Source organism: Arthrobacter sp. SPT-J7 (assembly GCF_059089965.1).
This window is the reverse complement of the sequence record NZ_JBNHFF010000605.1, coordinates 1-353: the sequence shown is the minus strand read 5'-3', so window position 1 is coordinate 353 and position 353 is coordinate 1. Positions and strand designations below refer to the sequence as shown.

1 protein-coding gene is annotated in these 353 nt (G+C 70.0%); it reads left to right on the top strand.

Annotated elements, in window-relative coordinates; genetic code table 11:
- On the top strand, positions 1-353 hold a 353-nt coding region (locus AC5RWX_RS34495; protein ID WP_494100604.1), incomplete at both ends, for a serine/threonine-protein kinase.

Sequence of the window (353 nt, the reverse complement as noted above, 5' to 3'; positions counted from 1 at the left end):
AGCCGAACTGGCTGAGGCCCTGCAGTACATCCACCACCGCGGCGTAGTGCACCGCGACGTGAAGCCTGCCAACATCCTCCTCACCCGCTACGCGGCCGGTTCACCCCTCCGGCCCAAGCTCGCTGACTTCGGCATCGCGCGAATGCTCGACGGCGCCCGGGTCACCGCAACCAACATGGTCCCCGGCACAGCCGCGTACCTGAGTCCGGAACAGGCAAGCGGCGACAAGGTGGGACCGCCGGCGGACATCTACTCCCTGGGTCTGGTGCTGCTGGAGGCCCTCACCGGGACGGTGGCATTTCCCGGACCGCCGCTGGAAGCTGCGGTGGCCCGGCTCTCCCGCGGCCCCCACC